The 22380-nt window shown below is 41.2% G+C and carries 27 protein-coding genes and 1 pseudogene; all 28 read left to right on the forward strand.

The window, feature by feature from the left end; all coding sequences use genetic code 11:
• Positions 1-105 precede the first annotated feature (105 nt).
• Positions 106-1986, forward strand: a pseudogene (locus BQ6100_RS21940) (VapE domain-containing protein).
• Positions 1987-2247: 261 nt separating this feature from the next.
• Positions 2248-2526, forward strand: coding sequence for a PDDEXK family nuclease (locus BQ6100_RS00565; RefSeq protein ID WP_075979899.1), 279 nt, complete (start codon positions 2248-2250; stop codon positions 2524-2526).
• The gene (locus tag BQ6100_RS00570; protein ID WP_075979900.1) at positions 2523-3905 is read left to right on the forward strand and encodes a DEAD/DEAH box helicase; all 1383 of its coding nucleotides are present in this window, start codon (positions 2523-2525) and stop codon (positions 3903-3905) included. The genes BQ6100_RS00565 and BQ6100_RS00570 overlap by 4 nt, the downstream gene beginning before the upstream one ends.
• 28 nt (positions 3906-3933) lie before the next feature.
• A complete protein-coding gene (locus tag BQ6100_RS00575; protein ID WP_075979901.1) occupies positions 3934-4359 on the forward strand; it encodes a DUF1492 domain-containing protein in 426 nt (141 codons plus the stop codon).
• A 153-nt stretch (positions 4360-4512) separates the two neighbouring features.
• Positions 4513-5367: a HipA domain-containing protein gene (locus BQ6100_RS00580; RefSeq protein ID WP_075979902.1), complete on the forward strand. Its 855-nt coding sequence runs from the start codon at positions 4513-4515 to the stop codon at positions 5365-5367.
• Complete coding sequence (locus BQ6100_RS00585) at positions 5364-6119, forward strand: HIRAN domain-containing protein (RefSeq protein WP_075979903.1); 756 nt, start codon at positions 5364-5366, stop codon at positions 6117-6119. Before BQ6100_RS00580 ends, BQ6100_RS00585 begins: the two co-directional genes overlap by 4 nt.
• A gap of 306 nt (positions 6120-6425) precedes the next feature.
• Positions 6426-6779, forward strand: coding sequence for an HNH endonuclease (locus tag BQ6100_RS00590; RefSeq protein WP_075979904.1), 354 nt, complete (start codon positions 6426-6428; stop codon positions 6777-6779).
• 347 nt (positions 6780-7126) lie between these two features.
• Complete coding sequence (locus BQ6100_RS00595) at positions 7127-7564, forward strand: helix-turn-helix domain-containing protein (RefSeq protein WP_075979905.1); 438 nt, start codon at positions 7127-7129, stop codon at positions 7562-7564.
• Positions 7554-8798, forward strand: a complete 1245-nt coding sequence (locus tag BQ6100_RS00600) for a site-specific DNA-methyltransferase (RefSeq protein WP_075979906.1) — start codon at positions 7554-7556, stop codon at positions 8796-8798. Before BQ6100_RS00595 ends, BQ6100_RS00600 begins: the two co-directional genes overlap by 11 nt.
• Before the next feature lie 142 nt (positions 8799-8940).
• Entirely contained in the window at positions 8941-9255 is a 315-nt protein-coding gene (locus BQ6100_RS00605) for a DUF6329 domain-containing protein (protein ID WP_075979907.1), read from the forward strand.
• A 125-nt stretch (positions 9256-9380) separates the two neighbouring features.
• Positions 9381-10127, forward strand: coding sequence for a hypothetical protein (locus tag BQ6100_RS00610; protein ID WP_075979908.1), 747 nt, complete (start codon positions 9381-9383; stop codon positions 10125-10127).
• Positions 10120-10332 carry a gamma-glutamylcyclotransferase gene (locus tag BQ6100_RS00615; protein WP_075979909.1) on the forward strand — a complete coding sequence of 71 codons (213 nt, stop codon included), beginning with the start codon at positions 10120-10122 and terminating at the stop codon, positions 10330-10332. Before BQ6100_RS00610 ends, BQ6100_RS00615 begins: the two co-directional genes overlap by 8 nt.
• Positions 10333-10394: 62 nt before the next feature.
• Positions 10395-10610, forward strand: a complete 216-nt coding sequence (locus BQ6100_RS00620; RefSeq protein WP_075979910.1) for a hypothetical protein — start codon at positions 10395-10397, stop codon at positions 10608-10610.
• A 72-nt stretch (positions 10611-10682) separates the two neighbouring features.
• On the forward strand, positions 10683-11165 hold the full coding sequence (locus tag BQ6100_RS00625; RefSeq protein WP_075979911.1) for a phage terminase small subunit P27 family: 483 nt from the start codon (positions 10683-10685) through the stop codon (positions 11163-11165).
• A complete protein-coding gene (locus tag BQ6100_RS00630; RefSeq protein WP_390622391.1) occupies positions 11116-12702 on the forward strand; it encodes a terminase large subunit in 1587 nt (528 codons plus the stop codon). The genes BQ6100_RS00625 and BQ6100_RS00630 overlap by 50 nt, the downstream gene beginning before the upstream one ends.
• Positions 12703-12771: 69 nt before the next feature.
• Positions 12772-13341 (forward strand): DUF1643 domain-containing protein, encoded by a 570-nt coding sequence (locus tag BQ6100_RS00635; RefSeq protein WP_075979913.1) that lies wholly within the window; start codon positions 12772-12774, stop codon positions 13339-13341.
• 76 nt (positions 13342-13417) lie between these two features.
• On the forward strand, positions 13418-14635 hold the full coding sequence (locus BQ6100_RS00640) for a phage portal protein (RefSeq protein WP_084780511.1): 1218 nt from the start codon (positions 13418-13420) through the stop codon (positions 14633-14635).
• Between the two features lie 3 nt (positions 14636-14638).
• Positions 14639-15319, forward strand: a complete 681-nt coding sequence (locus BQ6100_RS00645) for a head maturation protease, ClpP-related (RefSeq protein ID WP_075979915.1) — start codon at positions 14639-14641, stop codon at positions 15317-15319.
• A gap of 13 nt (positions 15320-15332) precedes the next feature.
• The gene (locus BQ6100_RS00650) at positions 15333-16526 is read left to right on the forward strand and encodes a phage major capsid protein (RefSeq protein ID WP_075979916.1); all 1194 of its coding nucleotides are present in this window, start codon (positions 15333-15335) and stop codon (positions 16524-16526) included.
• Between the two features lie 10 nt (positions 16527-16536).
• Positions 16537-16758, forward strand: a complete 222-nt coding sequence (locus BQ6100_RS00655) for a head fiber protein (RefSeq protein ID WP_075979917.1) — start codon at positions 16537-16539, stop codon at positions 16756-16758.
• Between the two features lie 18 nt (positions 16759-16776).
• Positions 16777-17088 carry a head-tail connector protein gene (locus BQ6100_RS00660; RefSeq protein ID WP_075979918.1) on the forward strand — a complete coding sequence of 104 codons (312 nt, stop codon included), beginning with the start codon at positions 16777-16779 and terminating at the stop codon, positions 17086-17088.
• On the forward strand, positions 17085-17420 hold the full coding sequence (locus tag BQ6100_RS00665) for a head-tail adaptor protein (protein WP_075979919.1): 336 nt from the start codon (positions 17085-17087) through the stop codon (positions 17418-17420). The genes BQ6100_RS00660 and BQ6100_RS00665 overlap by 4 nt, the downstream gene beginning before the upstream one ends.
• Before the next feature lie 4 nt (positions 17421-17424).
• Positions 17425-17859, forward strand: a complete 435-nt coding sequence (locus tag BQ6100_RS00670) for an HK97-gp10 family putative phage morphogenesis protein (protein WP_075979920.1) — start codon at positions 17425-17427, stop codon at positions 17857-17859.
• Positions 17856-18200: a hypothetical protein gene (locus BQ6100_RS00675; RefSeq protein WP_075979921.1), complete on the forward strand. Its 345-nt coding sequence runs from the start codon at positions 17856-17858 to the stop codon at positions 18198-18200. Before BQ6100_RS00670 ends, BQ6100_RS00675 begins: the two co-directional genes overlap by 4 nt.
• Positions 18201-19082, forward strand: coding sequence for a major tail protein (locus BQ6100_RS00680; RefSeq protein WP_084780143.1), 882 nt, complete (start codon positions 18201-18203; stop codon positions 19080-19082).
• A gap of 16 nt (positions 19083-19098) precedes the next feature.
• Positions 19099-19524, forward strand: a complete 426-nt coding sequence (locus BQ6100_RS00685) for a hypothetical protein (RefSeq protein WP_173719796.1) — start codon at positions 19099-19101, stop codon at positions 19522-19524.
• Between the two features lie 11 nt (positions 19525-19535).
• The gene (locus BQ6100_RS00690) at positions 19536-19712 is read left to right on the forward strand and encodes a hypothetical protein (RefSeq protein ID WP_173719797.1); all 177 of its coding nucleotides are present in this window, start codon (positions 19536-19538) and stop codon (positions 19710-19712) included.
• Positions 19713-19772: 60 nt separating this feature from the next.
• Positions 19773-22373 carry a phage tail tape measure protein gene (locus BQ6100_RS00695; protein WP_075979923.1) on the forward strand — a complete coding sequence of 867 codons (2601 nt, stop codon included), beginning with the start codon at positions 19773-19775 and terminating at the stop codon, positions 22371-22373.
• The last annotated feature ends 7 nt before the right edge of the window (positions 22374-22380 follow it).

The raw sequence follows: 22380 nt of genomic DNA on the forward strand, positions 1-22380 counted from the left end.
TCCAGACCAGTTACCGCCGATGAATATGTACCAATTGCAAGAAGGATTGCAGCTGACCTTGGAATTGACTTTTTCGATGATACCACCTATCAAGTACACCGGCTGATGTATTGGCCATCGACATCATCGGATGGGGAATTTGTCTTTAAAGTGTTGGACGAGCCATGGATCGATCCCGATGCTGTTTTGGCGAGATATCCAGATTGGAGAGATTCCTCCTATTGGCCAGAAAGTTCTAGAACGGTTTCTGAAAGAAAAAAGTTAGCAGATAAGCAGGGGGATCCTAAGTCGAAAGAGGGGGTCGTCGGTGCTTTTTGCCGAACGTACTCTGTCATAGATGTGATTGAGAAATACTTAAATGATATTTATATCCCTTGCGAGGATCGAAACCGTTACACTTATTCAGCTGGTTCCACAGCAGGCGGGTTGGTGATTTACGAAGATGGCGACTTTGCCTACTCTCACCATTCTACTGACCCTATTGGTGGACGGCTTTGTAATGCATTTGATTTGGTTCGTTTTCATTTATTTGGAGACCTTGATGAGTCAGTAAGAGAGGGAACACCAATCAATCGGTTGCCTTCCTATAAGGCCATGGTGGAAGAAGCACTAAAGGACAAGCAGGTCAAACTCACATTAGGTAAAGAACAGTTGAGTCTTGCTGCTGCTGATTTTGAAGAGGAAGAAATGGAGTGGCTAACAGAGTTAACGAGGGACCAAAAAGGGAACATCGTCTCGAGTGCACCTAATGTCATTCTTATTCTTGAGCATGATCCATCCCTAAGGAATCGAATCGCAATGAACGACTTTGTCCATCGGGTGGTCATTAAAGATGAATTGCCATGGAGGAGTGTAGACCGTGGCGAATATTGGTCCGATACAGATGATGCTAGCTTGAGAAACTACCTTTACTCGGTTTATGGCATAAAAGGAGCAGGTGTAATTGCTGACGCTTGGAGTGAAGTGGCGGTGAAGTATGCTTTTCATCCGATTAAGGACTATTTAAACGGACTTGTTTGGGATGGCCAGGAGCGGATTGAAACCTTACTGATAGATTATCTTGGTGCTAATGATAATGAGTGCGTCCGAACATTTACTCGAAAAATCTTGCTTGCAGCAGTTACAAGGATTTATAGACCGGGTGCCAAGTTTGATTACTGTGTTGTCCTTGTTGGCCCTCAAGGTGTGGGAAAGAGTTACATTATTAAGCTTATAGGCTAGGAATGGCACTCGGATTCCTTGATCACTGTGAAGGGCAAAGAAGCCTATGAACAGCTTCAGGGTGCATGGATTTTGGAAATGGCAGAATTGACTGCGACAAAGAAAGTGGATGTGGAGGCAGTAAAGCATTTTATTTCAAAATCTGAGGATACCTTTCGGGTCGCTTATGGCAGACACAATGAAACGTTTAAGCGGCAGTGCGTGTTTTTCGGAACCACCAATGATTATGATTTTTTAAATGATCCAACAGGAAATCGTCGCTTCTTACCGATAACGGTTAATGGTGGAGGCAGTAAAAACATGTGGGACGATTTAACGGAAGAGGAAGTCGATCAAATTTGGGCGGAGGCAAAGGTGCTGTATGAAAAGGGAGAATCCTTGTCTTTAAGTAAAGACATTGAGGAAAAAGCACGTGAACTTCAAGCCGCTCATACACAAGAAAATCCAATTGCAGAAAGTATCAGAACTTATCTGGAAACCGAAGTGCCAACGAACTGGTATGAACTCGATATTGGTACAAGAAGAACTTATTTGCATATGGGTCAACCAAATGACAACTCAGTTCAAACCATGAAATTAAACAAAGTATGTGCACAGATGGTATGGGAGGAACTGTTTCAAAAGGATGTATCGATAATGACCAGGTACGATGCCAAAGAAATCAATATGATCATCCAACATACACCGGGTTGGAAAAGGGTGAGTTCCATTCGGTTCGACAATGACTACGGAACACAAAGAGGATTTAGAAGGGATGGTTTGTAAAACATGTAAACTATAAAATTTTCCAATTGTTTACATCAAACCTCTTGTCCCTCTTACTCTATATACCTTGTAAACATGATAAACATATATATCTATATAAGAAGAAATAGGGAGTATAGAGAATACTATATATATCCAATACCCTCTAATAGCCTTATATGTATAGCTTAACCATTTTTACGTTTACAAGTTTACAAGATAGCTCAAACCTTTATTAATACTGGATTTGTTTGTAAACAATAAATTTGGGGTGACTGATAAATGAATGAAGCGAGTGTGGAACAAAGGCTGAAAAAGAAAGTGAACGAACATGGTGGGCTGGCATTAAAGTTTGTATCACCCGGTTTTGCAGGTGTGCCAGACAGGCTGGTGCTCTTTAATGGTTCAAAGGTTGCTTTTGTGGAATTAAAGGCACCAGCTAAAAAGCTACGAGCCTTGCAACGGAAAAGGAAAAAGCAGTTGGAAGCATTAGGCTTTAAAGTTTTTAAGATTGATAGCTATGAAGCGGTCGATCGAATGCTAGAGGAGATGGTCCTTTGATTTATCAACCCTATCATTATCAAGCCTATGCCACCCAATGGATTATTGAAAAAGAGAAATCAGCTCTATTTCTTGAGATGGGAATGGGGAAGTCGGTCTCCACACTGACGGCGATTTTGGAACTTCTCTATGATTACTTCGATGTAGCGAAGGTTTTAGTAATTGCTCCGCTCCGAGTAGCAAGTACAACTTGGGAAGAAGAAGTGGAGAAATGGGATCATCTTCACGAGCTCCGAATTTCCAAAGTGCTCGGTAGTGAAAAACAACGAGTAGCCGCTCTATATAAAAAAGCAGATATCTACATCATCAATAGAGAAAATGTTACTTGGCTTGTAGAACACTTCGATTCGGACTGGCCCTTTGACATGGTGGTAATCGATGAGTTATCCAGCTTTAAATCTTCCAAAGCACAGCGGTTTAAGTCCTTAAAAAAGGTGAGGCCTTTTATTAAACGATTGGTTGGACTAACAGGAACTCCAGCACCAAACGGTTTGATTGATTTGTGGCCACAGATTTATTTACTGGACGGTGGAGAGCGACTGGGTAAAACAGTCACTGGTTATCGAGAAAAGTACTTCCTTCCGGATAAACGAAATCAAATGACCATCTACACCTGGAAGTTAAAAGAAGGTGCGGAAGATGCAATCTATGAGAAACTTTCTGATATCTGTGTGAGTATGAAGGCTAAGGATTATCTTGAGTTACCTGAGCGGATGGATAATGTGATTTCGGTGGAACTACCCAAGAAAGCTAAGGAACAATATGAGGTGTTAGAAAAAGAATTGATTTTATCGATTGAAGAAACGGATGTCTTGGCCGGTTCAGCTGCCGTTCTTGCCAATAAACTGTTACAAATGGCTAACGGTGCTGTTTACGATGAAGATGGTGAAGTGAAGCAAATTCATGATGAAAAGTTAAAAGCTTTGGATGAATTGATCGAAACAGCAGGCGGGAAACCGGTACTTGTGTTTTATGGCTACCAACATGACAAGGACAGGCTTTTAAAATATTTAAGGAAACTAAAGCCGAGACTCCTTCAATCAGACAATGACATTAAGGAGTGGAATCAAGGGAAGGTTCAAGTTTTGTTAGCCCACCCAGCATCCGCTGGTCATGGGCTGAATCTTCAATCGGGCGGGAACATCATAATTTGGTTTGGACTGACTTGGAGTCTTGAACTCTACCAGCAAGCAAACGCTAGACTTTGGCGACAAGGCCAGAAACAAACGGTCGTGATTCATCACATCATTGCAAAAGACACCATTGATGAACGAGTGATGAAAGTATTAGAAGATAAAGATGTGAGCCAAGCTGCACTGATTGAAGCAGTCAAGGCAAGAATGAAACAACACAAAGAGGATAAGCCTCATGGAAAGTGAGGTTGATGATAAATAGGAGGAGTCGCCGGTGAACGCAAAAGAATATTTATCTCAGGCTTTTCAGCTTGATCAAAGAATAAACAGTAAACTAGAACAAGTTTCCATGTTACGAGACCTTGCTTTAAAAACAACATCGGTCCTCCAGGATGATAAGGTTCAAAGTACGAAACAGCAATCACCGATGGAAAATGCCCTTGTAAAGTTAATGAGCCTTGAGGAAGAAATCAACAATGACATTGATCAATTAATTGATTTAAAACGTGAGTTGGCAACCTTCGTTTCAAATATTGAGAATTCCTCACACCGATTGCTCTTAGAACTACGCTACCTTAGCGGGAGTACCTGGGAAGAAGTTGCAACGATTATGGGCTATGATATTCGCTGGGTTTATCGTTTGCACCGGAAAGCACTGAAAGAAGCAGATGATCTAGTGCACTTAGTTGAATGCATATGAAAGAGAATATAACCCAAAACCCTTTGAAGGAGATGTTCCTTGAAGGGTTTTTCTTTGCAAAGAGATCTGTATTTTTGTTTTCTGAGTGACATTTAGGCACATAAACTATATACTTAAAGGAAATAGCGATTTTAGTTGAAGGAGCGATGACCAATGATCGATACCTCGCTCTGGATACGAGATATCAAAAGTCAGGCTTCGGGGACCAGAACAAAGGTCTGGCTACTTGAACCAGAGTCAGATCCTGAAAACGCAACAAAATACCTTTTCAAGATACCTACCGAAGGTACAGGCGGGCATTGGGCTGAATTTGTAGCAAGTAGTGTTGGTACAAAGTTGGGTTTTCATGCAGCTGAAGTAGAGTTAGCTATGCATAGAGGTGCTGTCGGTACGATTTCCAAAAACTTCCGACCTAAGACAGAAGAATTGTATGAAGGCGGAGATTTGTTCCTGGCACGATTTGAGGATTTTGATCGCCGTTCATTGACTTATTACGAGTTGCCCTACATCATAGACCTCCTTGCAGCATATGATTTAGAGAAGGACTTTGTAGCGTTACCGGTTTTTGATGCATTGATCGCCAATAATGATCGGCACTGTGACAATTGGGGTGTTCTTAGTGGACCTAATGGTATGCGATTGGCGCCCATTTATGATAACGGCTCTTCCCTCGGTTTTAACGAAGTGGCAGAAAAAAAGCAAAAAATGTTAACAGATGATAAGATGTTGGCAGGCTTCTGTAACCGCGGTAGGCCAAGTATTGGATTACCTAATAGAAAAAGACCAAAGCATTTTGAGTTGTTATCTTTTCTTCACAGTCATTTGCCTGGGGAACTAGAATCGGCTGTAAAAAGATTAGAACAGCTAAATAAGGGAATACTACTATCCATAGTGAATGATATTCCGAACGACATAATGAGTGATTTAGATAAAGAATGGGTGATCCACCTTTTACTTTACCGGAAGGTATGGATCTTAAATTGGTTTGAAGGGAGTGTGAAAGCATGAGAAAGAGACCGTTTGAGTTGTGGCTGATTTGGCAAAATGTCGAGACGCGTCAGCGTTACCATGTAGGTAGGTTGCTTTATGAAGATGGTGTTTATACATTTTCATATGAGACAAAAGGGTATAGAAGAAAATTAGCAGAAGCTATGGACAATGGCTATCGACCTCACTTAGCATTCCCAGATACTAATAAGACGTATATTTCCCATAATCTTTTTGGACCGTTTGCGCGACGTTTACCAGATCCCCGAAGACCTGATTATCCATCAGTACTTCGAGAATTGGGACTTTCAACAGAGTGTACAGAAATGGATATTTTGCGGGCTACAGGCGGTATTTTGGCTACAGATTCCTATGAGTTTGTTTCGCCAATCTTAGTTGAGAACAACTTATTTGATTTGGATTTCTTTGTTGCGGGATGGCGTTATTATAATGGGGATCAAGTAATTGACCAGCTACATGTGGGTGACCGTGTCGAGTTTTCCTTAGACCCCGGGAATGATTATGACAACAAAGCGATCGTAGTAATGTCTGTCAATGGAGAAAAGCTAGGATTTATTCCTGCCTTTTACAGTGGTTGGATGTATGAAGTGATTGAGAAGAAATGTAAATACCAAGCAAAAGTGTGGGCTGTTCATCCCCAAGCAGTTCCTCATCGCAAAGTCAGTATTTCGATTACCGGCGAGGTAAGTCAACTTTTGGACATTCAGGAATTGTTGAATGATAAAGAGGAATTACGGTTAGTGATGTGTTAAAAGGTTTGGATGATGCACACCAGGTTGGTGTATATTCGTTTTCGAACAAAGGTGTTATCATACCGTTATGGATCAGGTATGGAATTGTGTAACAAACAGACTATAAAATTTGTAAGGCCTTCTGTTTTTGCAGAGGGTCTTTTTAGAATTTTTGTTTGTAATTTACAAAACACGCCATGAAAAGCCATTAAAAGCCACCATGATCATGTGATAGAGTATAAGCTGTAGAAGTAGCATAGACAACAGCCCTTGAAGGACGTTTAAACCTTCGGGGCTTTTTTAATTGGATTAAACGGAGTGAGAGCAATGCCAAAGAAACCAAAGAAGCCGTGCAAACATAACGGTTGTCCTTTGTTAACGGACGACAAGTACTGTGAGTTTCATGAAAAGCTTCATGTAGATGATAGAGCTAACGCTAACGAACGTGGTTATGATAACCGCTGGAGGAAAGCAAGCAAACGATTCTTAAATGCCCACCCTCTTTGCAAACACTGTGAGCAGAAAGGAAAGCTGACTCAAGCAACGGTTGTTGACCACATCAAACCACACCGAGGAGACCAGAGATTGTTCTGGGATGAAAAGAACTGGCAGCCTTTGTGTAAGAGATGTCACGATCGTAAGACAAGAACAGAAGATCAGTATCCAGTTTACTCTTTTTGAGAGACCCATAGGGGGTATAAAATCTCTACAACCTTTTATCCGGCGACCGCGCGCCCCCTTCACGTGAATTTTCGCGTAATTAAACAAGGGGGGTATCACTGGATGGAAGATACAAGTCAAAAACATCAACAGGAGCAAGGGTTTCAATCGTTTTTAAATTAGCGCCGAGGTTATATAGAGAAATGCCCACAAAAATAGCTTAGTCCTTACAAACACTAGGGTTTGAGCAATTTTAATCAAAAAATAACAAATGTCATTTTAACGCCAGTAAGAGCTTGAAAAATAGCTAACTTAGGCGTTTTTTATTGCCATTTTCAATACGGTTTACGCAGAAAGGGGTGTGAGAGATGAACGAAGTAGAAAAACAGACGATTTATGACCTCCAGCTTAAAGGGGTTGGATATAAGGCTATTGCCGCAGTACTTGGAAAATCCAGGGACAGCATCCGTGGGTTTTGTAAAAGGAATGGTCTTGCTGGTGATTCCAGCGTTGTTGCATTAAATGTGAAAGAGCAAATGAACAATCATCTACTCTGCACTTGCTGCGGGAACCTAATCAACCAAAAAGGTCGTGGAAGGACTCGGAAGTTCTGTTCGGATGAATGTCGCCGGAAGTGGTGGAAAGAAAATCCTCAGGCACGAAATAAAAATGAAACAGCTATTTACCACTATACCTGCCCGCAGTGTGAGAAAGGGTTCAGCTGCTATGGGAACAAGAAACGAAAGTTCTGCAGCCATGACTGTTATATCAAATCTAGATTTTGGAGTGATGAAGATGGAGTTTAAAAAGCTGCCCATTGATGATTTAATTCCTGCAAGCTATAACCCCAGGAAGAAACTGAAAGCGGGCGATAGTGAATTTGAAAAGATTAAAAATAGTATTGAACAATTTGGTTATGTAGAACCTGTCATTGTCAATCAGGATATGACGGTTATTGGTGGACATCAAAGAATCACCGTTTTAAAAACATTAGGTTTTACAGAAATTGACTGTGTCGTCATCGATGTTGATAAGACAAAAGAAAAAGCACTTAACATCGCCTTAAATAAAATCAGTGGTGAATGGAATAAGGAATTGTTAGCAGACCTTATTCAGGATTTGCAGTCCTTGGACTTCGACGTTTCATTTACCGGTTTTGACCCACCAGAAATCGATCAGCTTTTTAATGAGGTACACGATAAAGATATTACGGAAGACGATTTTGATGTCGAGAAGGAATTAGCTGAACCAGCTATCACTCAAAAAGGTGATGTTTGGTCACTTGGAAGGCACCGGTTGATTTGTGGCGACAGTACAGATTCGGCGGTTTATCAAATTCTGATGAATGGACAAAAGGCAAATCTAGTTGTGACGGACCCGCCTTATAACGTAAATTACTCTGCTCAAGCAGGGAGCATCCAAAACGATAACATGAAAGATGAAGAGTTTTATAACTTTTTGCTAAAAGCCTATACCAACATGGCTGCCAATATGGAAAAGGATGCTTCTATCTATGTTTTCCATGCAGATACAGAAGGTTATAACTTCAGAAAGGCTTTTAAGGATGCAGGCTTTTACTTATCTGGTGTTTGCATCTGGGCAAAGCAAAGTCTTGTACTCGGTCGGAGTCCTTACCAATGGAAACATGAACCGATTTTATTTGGTTGGAGAAAAGATGGCAAGCACAATTGGTATGCCGATCGCAAGCAGAGTACCATTTGGAATTTTGATAGACCATCGAAGAATACAATCCATCCAACAATGAAGCCAGTTAGCTTGTGTGCTTATCCGATCCAAAATAGCAGCATGAGCAATTGCATTGTTCTGGATCCTTTTGGTGGGAGCGGGTCCACTCTCATGGCTTGCGAACAAACCAACCGAATCTGCTATACGATCGAACTGGATGAAAAGTATGCAGATGCGATTGTGAAAAGATATATCGAACATGTGGGAACGGATGCGAATGTTTATCTTGAAAGAGACGGAGAGAAGCTACAGTATTCAGATGTTCCTAAACCTGTATTAGATGAAATATTATAGACGAACTAAGTTGCTATACCTCAGTCATGTATGGCAATATGCTACTACCTTGAAGAGATTGGAGGCAGGGCGAAGGCATCTAGTACCTATGGTAAAGCCCTCCAAATCATCATGGAATACGTTGAGGTGGAGTGATGATGAAATGAAAGCATTATTTGGAAGGAAAGTTAGCAATCTAGCTGAGCTGAAGGAAATCACTGAAGAAGCCATTAAGCAAGGACAGCGGGGTCAAACATATATCGTAACAAAAGAAGTGGAGTTAGAAGATAAGGATTTTTATAACTTTGCGAACGACTTCTTTAACGACCAGCCTTGGATCACACGAGAAGATGGTGGAGTGAATACGAATAGAGAGGCTCGATGCATAAGAGTCATGAATAAAGCATCCGGTGAAACTGTTTTAGTAAACAGTGAAGGCTATAGTTATCCAAGATATACAGCAATTGAAAACGATTAGAGTGGGGCCTTCTTAGGCCTTTTTCTATTGGTATATAAATATACGCATTTTGGTAAGGAATGACTTGCTATTACCTGTGTTTAGAGTGATATATGTACTACACCAAAACACAGGAGGTAAAGAAAATGGATAGAAAAGAAATGGTCAAAAAGCTAGGCGAATTTTTAGGGGTGAAACCTAAGTATTTAAACGCTCCAACCTTTGCTTATGAAATTGTAACCGAGGATGAAACCTACACTATTGATAGACAGGGCACGATTACCAACTCTGCCGGAGAAGTGGAAACCTTTGAAGAGATCATTAACCCGCCAGAGCAGGAAGAAGAAACCAGCGTAGAACAGCCAGCGATTCTTGAATTGGATGGGATTGAGGTAACTCTTCCGCTCGAGGGCCACACCGGAAACACATTAAGAAATCTAGTAAACATGCTTTATAGCAAACAGCACCTGATCATAATGGCCTTTGAAACAAACCAACCGCTGATGGATGAAACCTTTCCAGAGGACTTGAGTGAAAAAGAAACAAATACCTTTGAAGAGTTTAAGAAGGCACTTAATGAACTTGGCCTTGAGAGAATCCCAGGCTTAGCATTTGAAAAAGAAACATTCACTATCAAACTAGCAGCGCAAAACTTGGATTCAGAGAAAATTGCAGCCTTTCAAGACCTCGCCGCATTCATCAACCAAAATGCCAAAAAGCAAAAGCGAGCCACTTTCAAACGAGCTCAGGATGACAATCCGAAATATGCCTTTAGGACTTGGCTGATAAGACTCGGAATGAATGGCCCCGAGTACAAAACAACTAGAAAGGTACTACTGCAAAACCTTGAAGGAAGCGGAGCCTTTAGAAAGGTGAGTGAACCGAATGGATAAGTTCTTCACACAAACACATTGTGATCGCTGTGGCGGCAGATTAAAAGGCGGACGGATTATGTCCATGTACAATACCGATTGCATTTGCTTAAGCTGTAAGGAGAAGGAAACCAAGCGGGCCGACTATGGTGAGGCGGTCAAAGCTGAGCATGAGGAAATTAAGAAGGGCAATACCAATTATAAAGGCATTAAGGGCGATAATTAACTTGATAATCCCTGTGTTTAGAGTGATGTATAGACATACAAAAACACAGGGAGGTTGTTTGAATGGCCAGAGATACGGTTCAGATGCTACAAGGGAATGTTGATGCGGTGAGGGGAATGGAACTATTGCTTCAGCAAAAGCGAAATCTGGAATCAGCGGGATATCAAGAAAATGAAATGTATCTATTGCCGGGAATGTTAGTCCTACAACTTGAAGATGGGGAAGTACGCTGGATGGTTTTTGAAGGTGAGTTCAAGATGGAAATATGGAAGAACTAAAGAAATGAATTATTGGAGTCTATCAGGAGGTAGGCTCTTTTCTTATGCCAATTTTGAAAGGAGGTGGCGCCTGTGGCCCAACGTGGAAGGAAACCAAAGCCAACTGCACTGAAAGCATTAGAAGGCAATCCAGGAAAGCGGGATTTGAATCAGAATGAACCGAAACCTGAAAAGAAAGCACCAAGATGCCCATCTTGGCTGGAACCAGAAGCCAAGAAAGAGTGGCGAAGAATGGTCAAACAACTAGAGCAATTAGGAATCCTGACTGAAGTAGATATGGCTGCCTTTGCGGGATATTGCCAAGCCTATGCTAGATGGAAAGAGGCAGAAGAGTTTATTACCAAGCATGGAACCATTGTCAAAACCCCTTCAGGATATTGGCAACAGGTGCCGCAGGTTTCCATCGCCCAGAGCTATTTAAAAATCATGAATCGGTTCTGTGAGCAGTTTGGATTAACGCCTTCATCGAGAAGTAGAATTGTGGCAGACAAACCAAGTGATGCAAATGACCCGATGGAATTTATGCTCTTTCAAGGTGGTGGTAAAGGTGTATGACGAGGAAAAGGCTCAGCATGCCGTTAACTTTATCAACTGCTTAAAACATACGAAAGGTCAGTGGCGTGGGGTTCCTTTCGACCTTCTCCCTTGGCAAGATAAAATCATCCGAGACGTATTTGGTACGGTCAAAGAAAATGGCTATCGGCAATATAATACCGCTTATATTGAAATACCAAAGAAAAATGGAAAGAGTGAAATTGCCGCTGCGGTTGCTTTATTAATGACATGTGCTGACGGTGAATGGGGAGCAGAGGTTTATGGTTGTGCCTCTGACCGGCAACAAGCCTCCATTGTTTTTGATGTTGCAGTGGAGATGGTGGATCAGTCGCCAGCCCTTAGGAAAAGGTTCAAGCCCGTCATGTCAATGAAACGTCTAGTCTATAAACCTACCAATAGTTTTTATCAGGTACTATCCGCTGAAGCTTATACGAAACATGGTCTGAATGTTCATTCTGTTGTCTTTGACGAATTGCACGCTCAGCCAAATCGTGAGTTGTTTGATGTTATGACAAAAGGTTCTGGGGATGCTCGACTTCAGCCGTTGTTCTTTTTAATCACAACTGCAGGTACAGATCGAAATTCAATCTGTTATGAAGTCCATCAAAAAGCGGTGGACATTATTGAGGGAAGAAAGATTGACCCTACTTTTTATCCAGTCATTTACGGGATCAAAGACGATGATGATTGGACTGATGAAAAGAACTGGTATAAGGCCAATCCATCATTGGACCATACCATTGACATAGAGAAAGTTAGAAATGCGTTTATTAGTGCAAGGGAAAATCCTGCAGAAGAAAATATCTTCAGACAATTGAGGCTCAATCAATGGGTGAAGCAATCGACCCGTTGGATGCAAATGGAGAAATGGGATGCTTGTGATGATCCGGTTGACCTAGATAGTCTTAGAGGAAGAGAATGTTTTGCTGGGCTGGATCTTTCTAGCACAACAGATATTACAGCTTTTGTGTTGGTGTTTCCACCAAGAACGGAAGATGAAAAATTCATTGTTCTTCCTTACTTTTGGATACCAGATGAAAATCTGAAGGTAAGGGTGAGGAGAGACCATGTTCCTTACGATATTTGGGAACAGCAGGGATATATCAAAACGACAGAAGGAAACGTGGTTCATTATGGATTTATTGAGGCTTTTATTGAAGAACTAGGTACCAAGTACAACATTAAGGAAATTGCTTTTGACAGATGGGGTGCTGTACAGATGGTTCAGAACCTTGAAGGAATGGGCTTCACCGTTGTTCCATTCGGACAAGGGTACAAGGATATGTCACCAGCATCTAAAGAATTGATGAAGATCACCCTTGAGAAAAGAATCGTTCACGGTGGGAATCCAGTTTTAAGATGGATGATGGATAACATCTTTGTGAAAACAGACCCAGCAGGGAACATAAAGCCAGATAAAGAGAAAAGTACAGAACGTATTGATGGTGCTGTTGCTTTGATTATGGCGTTGGATAGAGCAATCAGGAATGAAAATAGAGAGAGTGTTTATGATGGCCGAGGGATTTTGATTCTGTGAATTTTCTAGTATTTATAATATTATACTTATAAGAATACCAAGATCCGTAAATTATCTAGGAGGATTCAAATGGGGAAAGAGCGAGTTTATAAGTATAATACTGAATATGTTGATGTTGATAATATTGATATTGATGATGAACCAGGATTTAGATATTCAATGTTTGTACCCTTTAAGAATGCGATATCCGATAGATGTGCTCTCGTGATTATGCGAAATCCAAGTAAAGCCGATAAAACTAAATCTGATAAAACAATTAATAATGTTCTCCGATTCTGTAGTAAATCTTATAGCGGGGTTTACATTGCAAATTTGTATCCAAATTATGAGACTGATTCTAAAAAAGTAAAACATTTTATTGAATCTGACTCATACGAAGAAAAGATGATTAAGAATTTTGAGGCTATCGATTCACTTCTTGATATTAATAGTATTGAAGAAGCAATTGTTGCCTGGGGAACTAGTAATGCTGGGAGTAAATACGACGAAAATTATGAGGAAAATATAAATATAGTCTTAGATAAACTAAACAAAGCGAATAAGAGGGTTTTTGCTATGAGGTTTGTATCAAGTAAGAACCCTTGGCATCCACGAAACTGGGAGGAAAGTTTTGACCTAGAGCTATATCCGTGGATTTAATGCTAGCTGAACTATGAGCATCTGTTAATATCAGGTGCTCTTTTTATGCCCAATTTTAGGAAGTGAGAAAATGAAGATACCACTGATATCTAGACTTTTCCAATCAAGAGATGCTCCAAAGAACAGCTTTTTAGGAAGCACCTATAGCTTCTTTTTTGGAGGTACAACTAGTGGGAAAACAGTCAATGAAAGAACGGCGATGCAGACCACAGCGGTCTACGCTTGTGTGCGAATTCTAGCAGAAACCATTGCAAGTCTTCCGCTTCATTTATACAGATACACTGACAATGGTAAGGAAAAAGCAGTAGAACACAATTTATATTACATGCTCCATGATGAGCCAAATGCCGAGATGACTTCGTTCGTGTTTAGAGAAACACTGATGAGTCATCTTTTATTATGGGGAAATGCCTACGCCCAGATTATCCGAGATGGCAGAGGAAATGTACTATCTCTTTATCCTTTACTTCCTGATAGGATGGCGGTGGATAGAACTTCTACAGGGGAACTTTACTACGAATATCGAAAAGACACGGGGACAGTCATCCTTCGAAATGAAGAGGTTCTTCATATTCCTGGGCTTGGCTTTGATGGTCTTGTGGGATATTCACCTATTGCTATGGCTAAAAATGCGATTGGAATGGCCCTCGCCACCGAAGAGTATGGAGCTAGGTTCTTCGCTAATGGGGCAAACCCCGGTGGTGTATTAGAGCATCCCGGTGTGGTTAAGGATCCAACGAAAATACGGGAAAGCTGGAATGCGGTCTATCAGGGTTCTAACAATGCACATCGAATTGCAGTTCTAGAAGAAGGAATGAAGTTTCAAAGTATCGGTATTCCACCAGAACAAGCACAATTCCTTGAAACGAGAAAATTTCAAACGGAAGAGATTTGTAGAATCTTTCGAGTTCCGCCTCATCTGGTAGCCAATTTAGATAAAGCGACTTTTAGTAATATTGAACATCAATCCATTAGCTTCATCGACAATACGATCATGCCTTGGGTTACGAGAATTGAACAGTCCATGAAGAAGGCTCTGTTAAGTGAAATGGATAAGAAGGAATACTTTATCAAGTTTAATCTGAACGGACGGCTTCGAGGAGATGCAGGATCAAGAGCTCAATTCTATCAAATCATGCGACAAAACGGGGTAATGTCAGCGAATGACATCCGAGAACTTGAAGAGATGAACATGATTCATGAAGAACAAGGTGGAGATAAATATTTGGTTAACGGGAACTTCGTTGATATGTCAAAAGCGGGCGCTTGGACAGAAAAATATGAGGAGGGATAAGGCATGAAGAAGTTTTGGAATTGGGTCAAAAATGAAGACGGCAGGACACTTCATCTGGATGGAGTGATTGCTGAAGAATCATGGTTTGGTGATGAAGTAACACCGAAACAGTTTAAATCAGAGCTAAACAATGATGGTGGAAATATCACCGTTTGGATTAATTCACCAGGTGGCGATGTTTTTGCAGCAAGTCAAATTTACAACATGCTCATGGATTACAAAGGGGATGTGACAGTAAAGATTGACGGAATTGCCGCAAGTGCTGCCTCCGTTATTGCGATGGCAGGTGGGGAAGTTTACATGTCGCCCGTCTCCATGATGATGATTCATAATCCGATGACCATCGCTTTTGGAGATACAGCGGAAATGAAAAAAGCAATCCAGATGTTGAGTGAGGTAAAAGAGAGTATTATCAACGCTTATGAACTGAAGACAGGTCTTTCAAGGACTAAGCTCTCGCACATGATGGATGATGAAAGTTGGTTTAATTCCAAAAAGGCGGTGGAGCTTGGTTTTGCTGATGAGATCATGTTCCAAGAAGAAAGTGATCAGGACTCATCGGATGAAGGCATCATTTACAACAAAATGGCGGTGGTGAATTCCTTTTTACACAAACTGCCACAAAAGAAAACAGGAACTGATATTTCCGTATTAGACAAGAGGCTAGACCTCTTAAAATTTTAAGGAGGAGATTTGGATGAGTAAAGTATTAGAACTGCGTGAAAAGCGAGCAAAAGCATGGGAACAAACAAAAGCATTTCTTGATTCAAAACGTGGAGAAGATGGGATCCTTTCTGCCGAGGATACTTCCACTTATGAAAAGATGGAGGCAGAAGTTGTAAATCTTGGGAAGGAGATTGACCGCTTGGAAAGACAGCAAGCCATCGATTTAGAACTATCCAAGCCGATTAATCAGCCGATTACTTCAAAGCCAACGGGTGCTGAAGGGCAGAAAACAGGCCGAGCAACCAATGAATACAAGGAAGCGTTCTGGAAATCGATGAGGAATAAAAGCAACTATGAAGTACAGAATGCCTTGAAAATTGGAACTGATTCTGAGGGTGGATATCTTGCTCCAGATGAGTTTGAAAGAACTCTGATTGAATCGTTGGAAGAGGAAAATATCTTCCGGTCATTAGCCAAGGTCATTACGACTTCCTCAGGAGATCGTAAAATCCCGGTGGTTGCTTCAAAAGGAACCGCTTCATGGGTAGATGAAGAAGGACTGATTCCTGAATCAGATGATAGCTTTGGACAAGTTTCAATTGGAGCTTATAAATTAGCCACCATGATTAAGGTGTCCGAGGAACTTTTAAATGATAGTGTGTTTAATCTTGAAGCGTATATTGCAAAAGAATTTGCCAGACGGATTGGTGCCAAAGAAGAAGAAGCTTTCTTTGTTGGAGATGGTACCGGAAAACCGACTGGCATTTTTAATGCCACTGGTGGAGCAGAACTTGGTGTGACTGGAACTTCTGCAACCGCAGTTTCAGTGGATGAGATTATGGATTTATTCTATTCATTAAAATCGCCTTATCGTAAAAAGGCTATCTTTATCATGAATGATGCAACTGTGAAATTAATTCGAAAATTAAAAGACGGGAATGGACAGTACTTATGGCAGCCTTCGATCCAAGCGGGACAACCGGATACAATTTTAAATCGCCCAGTAAAAACCTCTGCTTATGTACCAACGGTTGAAGCAGGTGCTAAGACGATTGCTTTTGGTGATTTCGGATATTATTGGGTCGCTGACAGACAAGGTCGTTCTTTCCAGAGATTAAATGAGTTATATGCCGCAACAGGACAAGTTGGCTTCAAGGCATCACAGCGGGTGGATGGAAAGTTGATTCTTCCTGAAGCGATTAAAGTCCTTCAACAGAAAGCGTAGGTGATCATTCATGAGTAATGTCAAAAATTATACCGAACAAGGTGGAAATCGAACTGTCATTGGTGGGGAATTAGATATAACTCCAGAAGGAAAGTTAGCTTTTGACGGAACACCATTAAGTCCAGCCGCACTTCAAACAGATAGTACTGCTGTAGATGTAGCTGGACTTGTTACTGACTTTAATGCTTTACTAGCAAAACTGAAAACAGCTGGTCTGATGAATGCCGAATAATAAAGGGAGGAAGCAGTGATGGATGAGTTGCTATCAAAGGTAAAACAAAACCTTATTCTAAACCATGATGAAGACGATGTACTGCTTTCCAGCTTCATCACTGCTGCTGTTTCCTATGCAGAAAGCTATCAAAAGAAACCCGATGGCTTTTACAAAGAAAATCCTTTGCATCCAACGACCGAACAGGCTGTCATCATGCTGTCATCTCACTTTTATGAAAGTCGAGATGGGAGTACTGGTGGCTTTTTTGCTGACAATGTGGAAGCGAGTAAACAGGTCTGGAATGTGGTCAATATGCTCCTTCGTCTTAATAAGGACGTGATCATATGAGTTTGGGAAAAATGAATGTCAGGATTGAAATTTTTAAAGAAGAATCCAGCAAAGATGCTGAGGGATTTGTTACGAAAGATGAGCAACTTTTAGCCTCCATGAGAGCTTATAAAGAAAGTCGTCATGGGAGCGAAGCATGGAAAAACCGGGCTAGTTTCTCTGTGGCTAGCTCTCTTTTTCGTTTTAGAAAACCTCGGGGATTTGAGTTAACGACGGAATTTGTCATTGGCTGTAAGGATGAACGATACAACATTTTGAGTGTTGAGGATATCAAAGAGCGTGGCATGTATGTAGAAGTGTTAGCTGAGAAAGTTACAGGGTCAAAGGGGTGAGGCTATGGCAAGAGCAGCAGTAAAAATGCCAGATGACTTTTTAGAAAGAATCGCAAAATTAAATCGTCACTTTGATGATATTGTTCCAAGAGTACTAGAAAAGGGAGCAGAGCCAGTTATTCAGAAAGCTAAAAGTAATCTAGCTGCAAGAATTGGTCAGGGAACGAAAGAACCCTCTCAATCGACTGGTGAATTATTGGCATCACTTGAAACGACAAAGGCTGTCCTAGATGCAAAAGGTGACTGGAACTTGAGAGTAGGCGTTCCTACAACAAAAGACAGTAAAGGGGTTTCCAATGCTTTGAAGGCAGCTGTGTTGGAGTATGGGAAATCCGGCCAACCTCCTAGACCTTGGCTAAAGCCTACAAAGTCAGCTACAAGAAAAGCCTGTGCGGATGCGATGGAGAAAGCACTGGATAAGGAGATTGAGAAACTATGAGTCTATTAAAAGATCTTAATATCTTACTCGAACCCATTGGCATTCCCATTGAAACAGGTGTCTTTTCCAAGAAACCACCTGATGAATACATCGTAATTACACCTATGTCAGATAGGTTGGACTTCTTTGCCGATAATCAGGCCCATTCTGTTATTGAGGAAGCACGGCTGTCTCTTTTTACGAAAAAGAATTATCAGCCATTAAAAAAACAGCTTACAAAGATTCTGATAAAAGCGGATATAACCATTACAGACAGGCAATATATCGGGTTTGAGAATGATACGAAATATCATCATTACGCCATTGATGTACTAAAAGAATATGAAATGGAGGAAAGTTAAATGGCAACGATCGGATTGGACCGTTTATTTTATGCCAAAATCACAGAAGATGAGAACGGCATTGAAACGTGTAGCACTCCTAAAATACTTGCAAAAGCTATGACTGCAGAACTCAGTGTTGAACTCATTGAAGCCATCCTTTATGCGGATGATGGTGCATCAGAAATTGTAAAGGAATTTAATAGTGGTACATTAACCCTTGGAATTGATGATATCGGCTCTATCGCAGCACAAGATTTAACAGGAAGTAAGATTGATAGCAACAATGTAGTGGTTTCGAGAAGTGAAGATGGAGGAAATCCCGTAGCGGTTGGGTTTCGTGCCAAGAAAGCGAATGGAAAGTATCGATACTTCTGGCTTTATCGGGTTATTTTTAGCATTCCTACAACGAATCTTACGACAAAAGGTGAATCAATTACATTCAGCAGTCCCACCATAGAAGGTACTGTTTTTAGAAGAAATAAGCTGGACACTGAAAATAAACATCCATGGAAAGCGGAAGTCACAGAAGGGGATAATGGTGTAGCCCAGGAAACCATTACGAATTGGTTTAGTTCTGTGTACGAACCTAATTTTTCACCAGTGACTCCAACGATTACGATCACCACTCAGCCCGCAGATTTAACGGAGGTGGTGGCAGGTAGCATTTCTGGTAGTCTGTCAGTGGTTGCAAGCACGAATACTAGTTATCCAGTTACTTATCAGTGGTATGAAAATACAATCAACAGCACGACAGGTGGAACCGCTATTAATGGAGAAACGTCAGCGAGCTTTGATATCCCAACGGATCTAATTGCAGGAAGCTATTATTACTACTGCGTGTTGAGTTCTGTTGGTGCTAGCGCTGTAAAAACGAACGTGGCTACGGTTACCGTATCGTAAAGGAGGATGATGAACATTGGCGAACGAAAAAGTGGATCCTTCAACTGTAGATGTTGATTTTGCAGCGGAGGAAAGAAGTGCTGTGATCGAAATTGGGGATGATGAATACAAATTGATTTTAACAACCAAGGCGACAAAAGAAATTGCAAAAAGGTATGGCGGTCTTGAGAATCTTGGAACAAAGCTGATGAATTCAAAGGATTTTGAACTTGCTCTGGATGAAATTGTTTGGCTCATTACGTTATTAGCCAATCAGTCAATCCTAATTCATAATTTGAAAAATAAAGAGGATAAAAAGGAATTGCTGAAAGAGGACGAAGTGGAATTATTGACGACTCCTTTTGAATTGGCAGAGTACAAGAATGCGATTATGGCCAGCATGCTGAAAGGCACAAAACGGCATATACAGAGTGAATCAGCAAAAAACGTGGAAGTCGGGTAAGCGATGAAGAGTTGTTTATCCGACTTATTTATTATGGAACCGCTCAGTTAAATCGTAGTGAAGAAGAAGTATGGCTCATGCCGATGGGTTATTTAATGGATTTATGGGAATGTCATAAGCAGTTTACCGGAATTGCTAAGCCGTTGATGGAAGTATCGATTGATGATGTGATTCCTGTGGGGATCTAGTTCTATTGCACCTAATGCGGGGTGTATTTTTTTATGCCCAAAAAGAGAGGAGGTGGAGTCGTGGCTGATAACTTTGGACTTCGAATCGGTGTGGAAGGCGAGAAGGACTTCAAAAATGCCTTGAGAGATATCAATCAAAATTTCAAGGTGTTAGGAAGTGAAATGAAACTTATCACCGCCCAATTTGATCGACAGGATCAATCCATTGAAGCCCTAACTGCAAGAAACGGAGCACTCGCAAAGTCAGTTGATGCACAAAAGGACAAAATTAGTACATTAGAGGCGGCACTTAGAAACGCAGCAGATTCATTTGGAGAGAATGATAGACGAACACAAAATTGGCAAATTCAACTGAATAACGCTAAGTCTGAACTGATGAAGATGGAGCGAGAACTTGAGAATAACAATCAAGCCATCCAAGATTTGAATGAAGGATTCAACGATGCTGAAGGAGAAGTTGAGGAGTTTGCTAATGAAGTACAGAATGCAGTGGATCAGACTGAAGATGCTTCTGGTCGATTTGAAAAGTTAGGCGGTGTCTTAAAAGGAATCGGTGCAACCATTGGAGCAGCCGTAGCCGCCATTGGAACCGCTGCAGTTGCTACAGGGGCCAGCCTGATTAAACTCGGCGATGAGTACAATATGGCTGTCAATCAAATTTCCGCTTCAACTGGTGCAACAGGTGCAGAGCTTGAGGAATTGGGTGAAATTGCCCAAAACGTGTACAAGCATAATTTCGGTGACAGCTTGGATGATGTCGCAGTAGGAATTTCAGAGGTACAAAAGATAACCGGACTCATGGGTGAAGAGCTAGAAAAAGCCACCGAGTCCGGTTTTGCTTTGAGGAAAACCTTTGACTTTGATATGCAGGAATCGGCTAGGGCAGCCAGTGCTCTTATGAAAAACTTTGGCATCTCTGCAGATGAGGCCTATAACATTATTGCCGTGGGTGCTCAAAACGGTGCCGATAAAAATGGCGATCTATTAGATACCTTGAATGAATACTCCGTTCAATATGCTTCCCTTGGTCTTAGTGCAGATGAGTTTATCGCTAGTTTAGTAGTTGGAGCAGAAAGTGGTGCTTTCAGTATTGATAAGGTTGGGGATGCTGTTAAGGAATTTAATATCCGAGCTAAAGACGGCAGTAAGTCGAGTATGGAAGCCTTCACCGCTCTTGGGTTTAATGCAGAAGAAATGACGAAGCAGTTTGCCCAAGGTGGGGAAACAGCTAATGCTGCATTCTTTAGTGTCATTCAAAAACTTCAAGAGATTGAAGATCCGCTTCTTAAAAACACAATTGGTGTGCAGCTATTTGGTACACAGTTTGAAGATTTAGAGGCCAGTATACTACCAGTTCTTGGTGGGATAAAGGATAGTACCATCGCGAGTGGAGATGCGTTGGCTCAAATAACAGAGGTCAAATACGATAACCTAACTGATGGAATAGAGGGCGTAAAACGTTCCTTACAAGGGGTGTTTCTACCAGCAGTAAGTGAAGTTTCTGCTGGAATTACGGATTTGTTTTCTGGCTTATCGAATGGGATTAATGAAGCGGATGGAGATTTTGAGAAAATTGCAGAAGTGATAGGAGAGACCGTTGCTGGTATAACAGAACTCATCACCGAGCAATTGCCTCAGTTCGTTACATTAGGACTTCAAATTATTATGTCTTTAGTTGGTGCAATCGTAGAAAACCTCCCAATGATCATTGATTCTGCTATGCAAATCGTGACGACTCTACTCCAAGGGATTATCGAGGCTCTACCTCAAATCACAGAAGGAGCACTTTATCTTGTTCTTAGTTTGGTAGAGGGTATTCTCTCTAACCTCCCTGCCTTAATTGAAGCGGCTTTAACCATGGTCGTGACCCTTGCAACTGGTATAGGTGAGGCATTACCTAACCTTATTCCATCCATTGTATCAGCGATTCTATTAATTGTAGAAACCATCATAAACAATCTCGACATGGTTTTGGAGGCAGCTTTTAAAATTATAGAAGGTTTAGCAGTAGGAATTATTAATGCTTTACCTAGACTCATAGAAGCACTTCCAGCTATTATTTCATCAATCATTAACTTTATTACCGGGAATCTCCCTAAAATTGTTGAGTTGGGTATTTCATTGATTATTCAGTTGGCGGCTGGGCTATTAAGAGCAATTCCTCAACTTGTGAGCCAGTTACCACAGATTATTTCTGCAATCATCGTTGGAATTGGAAAAGCGGCTGTTTCCATTGGACAAGTGGGAGTGAACATTGTACGTGGGCTTTGGAATGGGATTTCTTCCATGATTGGCTGGATAAAAGATAAGGTCAGTGGTTTTGTCGGTGGAATCGTTAGTAGTGTAAAAGGTGTGCTTGGGATTCGTTCCCCTTCACGAGTTTTTGCTGGAATTGGTGAAAACATGGGTGAAGGGATTGGTGTTGGATTCTCTGATGCCATGGGCAATGTAGAAAAAGAAATGGAAGGTGCCATTCCTACCGATTTTGATTTAAATATGGACAGCGTGGTTACTGGAGTTGAAGGGGGTAAGAGCAGTGCATCAGTTGATGTCACGATTCCATTAACGATTGATGGAAATGTGTTAACTCGCATTATTGCTCAGCTTCAATGGAACCAAAATACAGTGACCGTTAGAAACTTAGGGGTTGCAGGTTCGTAAAAGGAGG

Origin of the sequence: Bacillus massilinigeriensis (assembly GCF_900117315.1) — a bacterium.
Lineage (GTDB): Bacteria > Bacillota > Bacilli > Bacillales > Cytobacillaceae > Bacillus_BE > Bacillus_BE massilionigeriensis.

Bases quoted from the DNA above. Each gene is read 5' to 3' on its own strand.
- BQ6100_RS00635 (WP_075979913.1), top strand. From the start codon at position 12,772: ATGGGGAAAGAGCGAGTTTATAAGTATAATACTGAATATGTTGATGTT.
- BQ6100_RS00660 (WP_075979918.1), top strand. From the start codon at position 16,777: ATGGATGAGTTGCTATCAAAGGTAAAACAAAACCTTATTCTAAACCAT.
- BQ6100_RS00615 (WP_075979909.1), top strand. From the start codon at position 10,120: ATGGATAAGTTCTTCACACAAACACATTGTGATCGCTGTGGCGGCAGA.
- BQ6100_RS00650 (WP_075979916.1), top strand. From the start codon at position 15,333: ATGAGTAAAGTATTAGAACTGCGTGAAAAGCGAGCAAAAGCATGGGAA.
- BQ6100_RS00620 (WP_075979910.1), top strand. From the start codon at position 10,395: ATGGCCAGAGATACGGTTCAGATGCTACAAGGGAATGTTGATGCGGTG.
- BQ6100_RS00595 (WP_075979905.1), top strand. From the start codon at position 7,127: ATGAACGAAGTAGAAAAACAGACGATTTATGACCTCCAGCTTAAAGGG.
- BQ6100_RS00630 (WP_390622391.1), top strand. From the start codon at position 11,116: ATGACCCGATGGAATTTATGCTCTTTCAAGGTGGTGGTAAAGGTGTAT.
- BQ6100_RS00565 (WP_075979899.1), top strand. From the start codon at position 2,248: ATGAATGAAGCGAGTGTGGAACAAAGGCTGAAAAAGAAAGTGAACGAA.
- BQ6100_RS00605 (WP_075979907.1), top strand. From the start codon at position 8,941: ATGAAAGCATTATTTGGAAGGAAAGTTAGCAATCTAGCTGAGCTGAAG.
- BQ6100_RS00600 (WP_075979906.1), top strand. From the start codon at position 7,554: ATGGAGTTTAAAAAGCTGCCCATTGATGATTTAATTCCTGCAAGCTAT.
- BQ6100_RS00585 (WP_075979903.1), top strand. From the start codon at position 5,364: ATGAGAAAGAGACCGTTTGAGTTGTGGCTGATTTGGCAAAATGTCGAG.
- BQ6100_RS00675 (WP_075979921.1), top strand. From the start codon at position 17,856: ATGAGTCTATTAAAAGATCTTAATATCTTACTCGAACCCATTGGCATT.
- BQ6100_RS00670 (WP_075979920.1), top strand. From the start codon at position 17,425: ATGGCAAGAGCAGCAGTAAAAATGCCAGATGACTTTTTAGAAAGAATC.
- BQ6100_RS00580 (WP_075979902.1), top strand. From the start codon at position 4,513: ATGATCGATACCTCGCTCTGGATACGAGATATCAAAAGTCAGGCTTCG.
- BQ6100_RS00645 (WP_075979915.1), top strand. From the start codon at position 14,639: ATGAAGAAGTTTTGGAATTGGGTCAAAAATGAAGACGGCAGGACACTT.
- BQ6100_RS00680 (WP_084780143.1), top strand. From the start codon at position 18,201: ATGGCAACGATCGGATTGGACCGTTTATTTTATGCCAAAATCACAGAA.
- BQ6100_RS00655 (WP_075979917.1), top strand. From the start codon at position 16,537: ATGAGTAATGTCAAAAATTATACCGAACAAGGTGGAAATCGAACTGTC.
- BQ6100_RS00665 (WP_075979919.1), top strand. From the start codon at position 17,085: ATGAGTTTGGGAAAAATGAATGTCAGGATTGAAATTTTTAAAGAAGAA.
- BQ6100_RS00590 (WP_075979904.1), top strand. From the start codon at position 6,426: ATGCCAAAGAAACCAAAGAAGCCGTGCAAACATAACGGTTGTCCTTTG.
- BQ6100_RS00610 (WP_075979908.1), top strand. From the start codon at position 9,381: ATGGATAGAAAAGAAATGGTCAAAAAGCTAGGCGAATTTTTAGGGGTG.